Consider the following 7,081-nt stretch of genomic DNA (forward strand, 5'->3'; position numbering starts at 1 on the left):
GTCCCGGCCGCGGTCACCGCTTTGGCGGAGTTGCCGCTGACCGTCAACGGCAAGCTCGACCGCAAGGCCCTGCCCGACCCGGAGTTCTCCACCACGGGTGGCCGTGGTCCGCGGACTGCGCGGGAGGAAGTCCTGTGCGGGTTGTTCGCCGATGTGCTCGACCTCACCGAGGTGGGGGTGGAGGACAGCTTCTTCGATCTGGGCGGCCACTCCCTGCTGGCGACCCGTCTGGTCAGCCGTATTCGGACCGTGCTGGGGGTGGAGGTGCCGATCCGGGCGCTGTTCGAGACCCCGACGGTCGCCGGCCTGGCACGCCACATCGAGCACAGCGGCGGCCGGACCCGCCCGGCCCTGACTCGCCGGGAACGCCCCGACGCCCTGCCCCTGTCGTTCGCGCAGCAGCGGTTGTGGTTCCTGCACAAGCTGGAGGGCCCGTCGCCGACGTACAACATGCCGCTGACGCTGAAGCTGACCGGCGATTTGGACCAGGCGGCGGTCCGCGCCGCGCTGGATGACGTGGTGGCGCGGCACGAGTCGCTGCGCACCGTCTTCCCCGAGGTGGACGGCCGCCCGGTGCAGCGGATTCTCCCGGCCGCCGGGAGCTCCGTCGGCTGGCAGGTGCACACCGTCATGCCCGATGAGCTGGATGCCGCCTTGTCCCAGGCCGCCCGGTACGGTTTTGTGCTTGGTAAGGAAATTCCGGTGCGTGCCGACCTGTTCGTCACGGCCCCCGGAGAGTCGGTGCTGCTCGTCCTGATGCATCACATCGCGGGTGATGGGTGGTCGTTGGCGCCGCTGGCGCGGGATTTGGTGCACGCCTATGCCGCTCGCTGCGCGGGTGAGGCCCCGAGGTGGGTGCCGTTGCCGGTCCAGTACGCCGATTACACGTTGTGGCAGCGGGAGGTGCTGGGTGGTGACGCCGACCCCGCCAGCCGGTTCGGTCGGCAGTTGGCGTATTGGACCGAGCAGCTGGCCGGGTTGCCCGAGCGGTTGGATCTGCCGGTGGACCGGCCGCGTCCGGTGGTGGCCTCCTACACCGGGGGGAACCTGACCTTCCAGCTTCCGGCGGGACTGCATGCCGGAGTGGTCGGTTTGGCGCGGCGGTCGGGTGCGACGGTGTTCATGGTGTTGCAGGCGGCGATGGCGGCGTTGCTGACCCGGTTGGGGGCCGGCAGCGACATCCCGCTGGGGGGCGGTATCGCCGGGCGTACCGACGAGGCGCTGGAGGATCTGGTCGGGTTGTTCGTCAACACGCTGGTGTTGCGCACCGACACCAGTGGCGATCCGAGCTTCGCTGAGCTGCTGGGGCGGGTGTGCGAGACCAGTCTTTCGGCGTATGCCCATCAGGATGTGCCGTTCGAGCACCTGGTGGAGGTGCTGAACCCGCAGCGCACCACCGCGTACCACCCGTTGTTCCAGGTCGCGTTGGTGTTGCAGAACACGCCCCGATCGGCGTTCGCGCTGCCCGGCCTGCGGGTGGAACCCCTTTTCGTCGGTACCGGTACTGCCCGGTTCGATCTGTTGTTCTCGCTCACCGAGATATCGGATGAACGGGGTGGCCCGGCCGGGGTGGCGGGATCGGTGGAGTTCTCCGCGGAGTTGTTCGATCCGAGCACGGTGGATGTGCTGGTGGGGCGGTGGGTGCGGTTGCTGGAGGCGGTGGTGGCTGCCCCGTGGCTGCGGATCGGTGAAGTGGAGCTGCTGTCGGAGGGTGAGCGGGCCCGGCTCGTGCCGCGGGCGCTGGAGGCGGTGGTGGCGCCGCGGGACCTGCCTGCTCTGGTCGCCGGTCATGACCCGGCTGCTACCGCGATCGAGTCGGGGGAGCGGTCGCTGTCGTACGGCGAGTTGGAGGAGTGGTCGGATCGGCTGGCGTATTGGCTGGGTGCGCAGGGCGTCGGGGTGGAGTCGCGGGTGGCGTTGGTGTTGCCGCGGTCGGTGGAGCTGGTGGTCGCTGTCTTGGCGGTGGCCAAGGCCGGTGGGGTGTTCGTGCCGGTGGATCCGGGTTATCCGGTTGAGCGGCGGGAGTTCATGCTGGCTGATGCGGATCCGGTGGTGGTGTTGCGGGATGGTTTGCCGGATGTCTCAGCCTGCCCTGCTGCCGCGCCGGCCGGGGCGCCGGTTGGTGCCGGGGTGGTGTCGCGGGCGGCGTATGTGGTCTACACCTCGGGGTCGACGGGTGTGCCGAAGGGTGTGGTGGTCTCGCATCGGGGGTTGGCGGCGTTGGCGATGACGCAGGCGCAGCGGCTGGGGGTGGACTCGACCTCACGGGTGTTGCAGTTCTCTTCTCCGAGTTTCGACGCATGGGTGTGGGAGCTGGTGATGGCGCTGGGGTCGGGGGCGGTGCTGGTGGTGCCGCCGGGCGGCCAGGCGCTGGTGGGTGAGGCGCTTGGCGGGGCGTTGATGTCGGGTCGGGTGTCTCATGTGACGATGCCGCCGTCGGTGCTGGCCACGGTCGCGCCGGCTGAGCCGGCGGAGCTGGGTGTGGTGGTGCTGGCGGGTGAGGCTTGTCCGCCGGAGCTGGCGGAGCGCTGGTCGCGGGATCGTGTGGTGGTGAACGCCTACGGGCCGACGGAGTCGACGGTGTGCGTGTCGATGAGCGGTCCGCTCAGCGGCCCGGTCGCCCCGATCGGGCATCCGGTGCTGGACACCCGGGTGTATGTGCTGGATGAGCGGCTTCGTCCGGTGCCGCCGGGTGTGGTGGGGGAGTTGTACGCGGCCGGTGCGGGGGTGGCCCGGGGGTATCTCAACCGGCCCGGTCTCACCGGTGAGCGGTTCGTCGCCGACCCCTACGGCCCCGCCGGGTCGCGGATGTATCGCACGGGGGATCTGGCCCGGTGGAACGCCGATGGTGAGCTGGAGTTTCGGGGTCGTGCCGATGAGCAGGTGAAGGTGCGCGGGTTCCGGATCGAGCCGGGCGAGATCGAGACCGTGCTGCGGGAGCATCCGGCCGTGTCCGACGCTGTCGTGATCGCGCGCGAGGATCAGCCGGGTGAGCGCCGCCTGGTGGGTTACGTCGTCCCGGCCACCGATGCCGTCGAGGATGGCGCGGCGGGTGAGCAGGTCGGTGAGTGGCGTGACATCTACGAGTCCGCTTATGCCGCCGCGTCGTCGGGGGTGGACTGGGGTGATGAGTTCACCGGCTGGGACTCCAGCATCACCGGGGATGCGATTCCATTGGAGGAGATGCGAGCCTGGCGTGATCACGCGGTCGGTAACGTCCTGGTTCACGCTCCGGAGCGGGTGCTTGAGGTGGGGGTGGGATCGGGTCTGCTGCTGTCTCGGATCGCGCCGCAGGTGAGCGAGTACTGGGCCACGGACTTCTCGGCGCAGGCGATCGCGCGGCTGACCGCTCTGACCGCCACCTGGCCGCAGGTGCACCTGTCCTGCCGGCCCGCCGATGACGTCACCGCTTTGCCCGCCGAGCACTTCGACACGATTGTGATCAACTCGGTGGTGCAGTACTTCCCGTCCGCGGCGTATCTGGCCCAGGTCCTCGGCCGGCTCGCCGGCCTGCTCGCCCCGGGTGGCCGGATCGTGGTCGGCGACGTCCGCCGCCACGGCACCCTCCGGCTCCTGCAGGAGCAGGTTCAGCGGGCCAGGCTTGCGCACGCCTCAGCAGCGATGATCCAGGCGGCGGTCGATCACGCGGTTCTGGTGGAGAAGGAGCTGTTGCTGGAGCCGGGCTGGTTCCAGCGGTGGGCCGCCGAGAACGGCTTTTCGGCGGAGGTCAGGCTCAAGCGGGGGAGGGACCGTAATGAGCTGACCTGTCATCGGTACGAGGTCACTCTGCACCACTCCGGCGTGGCCGTGCTCGACGTCGCGGATCTGCCGGTCGTCACCTCTCTGGACGAGGTCGCGATCCTTCCGGTACGGGTAACCGGCTTGTCCAACGCCCGCCTCGGCAGCGACGGGGTGGACCCCGAACAGGTGCATGCCTGGGGTGCCGAGCACGGGTATCGGGTCGTGACCACCTGGGCGGCGGAAGGGCCGGATCGTTTCGACGCCGTCCTGCTCGTCGCGGAGGACACATCGCGGCTCACCGGCACCTGCCGCGTGGCGGACACCTCGGCGAACGACCCTTTGGCGGCCCGGAACGTGGACGCGGTCGTGGCCGGTCTGCGTGGTTATCTGGCCGAGCGACTACCCGAGTACATGGTCCCGGCCGCGGTGGTGCCGATCGGCGTGATCCCGCTGACCCCCAATGGCAAGCTCGACCACAAGGCCCTGCCGGCCCCCACCTTCACGTCCAGGACGTTCCGCGCCGCCCGCTCCGGCACCGAGGAAACCTTGAACCGCTTGTTCGCCGAGGTACTCGGTGTCCCGCGAGTGGGTGTGGACGACGGTTTCTTCGATTTGGGTGGTCACTCGCTGCTGGCCACGCGTCTGGTCAGCCGTATCCGGACCGTGCTGGGAGTGGAGGTGCCGATCCGGGCGCTGTTCGAGACCCCGACGGTGGCCGGGCTGGCCGCGCAGATCGAGGCGGCAGGCCAGGCCCGGGACCGGCTCGTGCCCCAGCCCCGCCCCGACGTGCTGCCGTTGTCGTTCGCTCAGCAGCGGCTGTGGTTCCTGCACCAGTTGGAGGGCCGTTCGGCGACCTACAACATGCCGCTGACCCTGCGCCTGACCGGTCAGGTGGACATCGACGCCCTGCACCGGGCCTTGGACGATGTGGTGGCCCGCCACGAGTCCCTGCGGACCGTCTTCTCCACGGTGGACGGCCGACCGCGGCAAGTCGTCCTGCCCCGGGCATCGGTGCCGTGGCAGGTGGTGGACGTTGCCGCCGATGAGGTGAGCGACCGCGTCAACGCGGCTGCCCGCTATGGCTTCGACCTGTCCGCCGAGATGCCCGTTCGTGGCGAGGTGTTCCGGATCGGTGCCGAGGAGGTGGTGCTGCTGGTTCTGCTGCATCACATCGCGGCCGATGGCTGGTCGATGGGTCCGCTGACTCGTGATCTGGTGGCGGCGTATGCGGCGCGCAGCGAGGGTGAGGCTCCGGTGTGGGAGCCGCTTGCGGTGCAGTATGTGGATTACACGCTGTGGCAGCGGCGGCTGCTCGGTGACGAGACCGACGGCAGCAGTCTGTTCAGCGAGCAGCTGGGCCATTGGCGGCAGCGGCTGGCCGGGTTGCCGGAGCGCTTGGAACTGCCGGCCGACCGGCCACGCCCGGCGGTGGCGTCGTACCGCGGCGACGCGGTCCGGTTCGAGATCAGCCCCGATCTGCAGGAGCGAGTCCGGCGGATCGCGCAGAGCACGGGCGCGACGGTGTTCATGGTGTTGCAGGCGGCGTTGGCGGCGCTGTTCACCCGGCTTGGCGCGGGTAGCGACATCGTGGTGGGGTCGCCGGTTGCCGGGCGGACCGATGACGCGCTGGACGATCTGGTCGGGTTCTTCGTCAACACGCTGGTGTTGCGTACCGACACCTCCGGTGATCCGTCCTTCGCGGAACTGGTTGAGCGGGTGCGGGAGTCGGATCTGGCGGCGTATGCGCAGCAGGATGTGCCGTTTGAGTATTTGGTGGAGGAGCTCAACCCGCGGCGCTCCACATCGCATCACCCGCTGTTCCAGGTGATGTTCGCATTACAGAACGCGCCGGCGGGTGACTTCGAGCTGCCGGGTGTGCGGGTGATCGACGAGTCGGTGCACACGGGGGTGTCGCGGGTTGATCTGACCATCAACGTGCTCGAACGCGCCGAACAGGACGGTGGCGCTGCGGGGATTGTCGGCTGGGCGGAGTTCGCCACCGATCTGTTCGACGCGGGCACGGTGAAGGGGATGATGGATCGGTGGGTGCGGTTGCTGGAGGCGGTCACCACCGACCCGGACGCACCGGTCAGCCGGGCTGAGATCCTTACCGGCGCCGAGCGTGAGGACCTGGAGCGGTGGTCGGTGAGCGGGCAGCGGGTGCCGGTGTCGACGGTGCCGCAGATGGTGGCGGCGCAGGACCCGGCTGGGCCGGCGGTGCGTCATGGTGATCGTGAGCTGACCTACCAGGAGTTGGGGGAGCGGTCGGATCGTCTGGCCGGGTGGCTGGTCGAGCATGGGGTGCGGGCGGAGTCGCGGGTGGTTCTGCTGATGCCGCGTTCCGCGGATCTGATTGTGGCGATGCTGGGGGTGCTCAAGGCCGGTGGGGTGTATGTGCCGGTGGATCCGGAGTATCCACCGGCCCGCCGTCGGACGATCATCGATGACTGCCGTCCGGTGCTGGTGCTGGAGACCTTGCCGGAGTTGGGCGGTACGGCGGCTATGGAGGTGGAGCCCGCCGTACCGGTGGGGTCGGCCGGTGGCGCGTATGTGATGTACACCTCGGGGTCGACGGGTGTGCCGAAGGGCGTGCTGGTCACGCACGGTGACGTTGTGGCGTTGGCGGCGGATGAGTGTTTCGCGGCCGGTCATGAGCGGGTGCTGTGGCATTCGCCGCAGGTGTTCGATGCCTCGACCTATGAGGTGTGGGTGCCGCTGCTGGGCGGCGGCACGGTGGTGGTGGCAGAGGACGCGGTTGACACCGCGGCGGTGATGCGGGCGGTGGTCGACCACGACATCACCGCTGTGTGGTTGACGGCGGGGTTGTTGGCGGTGGTGGCCGAGCATCATCTGCAGGCGCTGGCCGGGGTGTCGCAGGTGTGGGCCGGCGGGGATGTGATCTCCCCGTCGGCCGTGGTGCGGGTGCGGCAGGCCCACCCCTCGATCACGGTGGTGAACGGGTATGGGCCGACGGAGGCCACGACCTTCGCGGCTCGTCACAAGGTCGCGGCCGATTTCGGGGGGAACAGTGTGCCGATCGGTGGCCCGATGGCCGGCATGGGCCTGCACGTGCTGGACGCGGCCCTGCGCCCGGTCGCCCCGGGGGTCGCGGGTGAGTTGTATCTGTCAGGCGCGGGGGTGGCGCGGGGGTATCTGGGGCGGCCGGGTTTGACCGCGGAGCGGTTCGTGGCTGCCCCAGGTGGGTCGCGGATGTATCGCACGGGGGATCTGGCCCGGTGGAACGCCGATGGTGAGCTGGAGTTTCGGGGTCGTGTCGATGAGCAGGTGAAGGTGCGCGGGTTCCGGATCGAGCCGGGCGAGATCGAGGCCGTGCTTCGCG

General features: G+C 69.5%; 1 protein-coding gene. It reads left to right on the top strand.

Translation table 11 applies throughout. The annotated features are described in order from the left end of the window. Window positions 1–7,081, top strand: a 7,081-nt coding sequence (locus ACWD3H_RS47245; protein WP_451959741.1) for an amino acid adenylation domain-containing protein, incomplete at both ends; no start/stop codon positions are given.

The sequence above is a fragment of the Streptosporangium sp. NPDC002607 genome, from assembly GCF_053592655.1.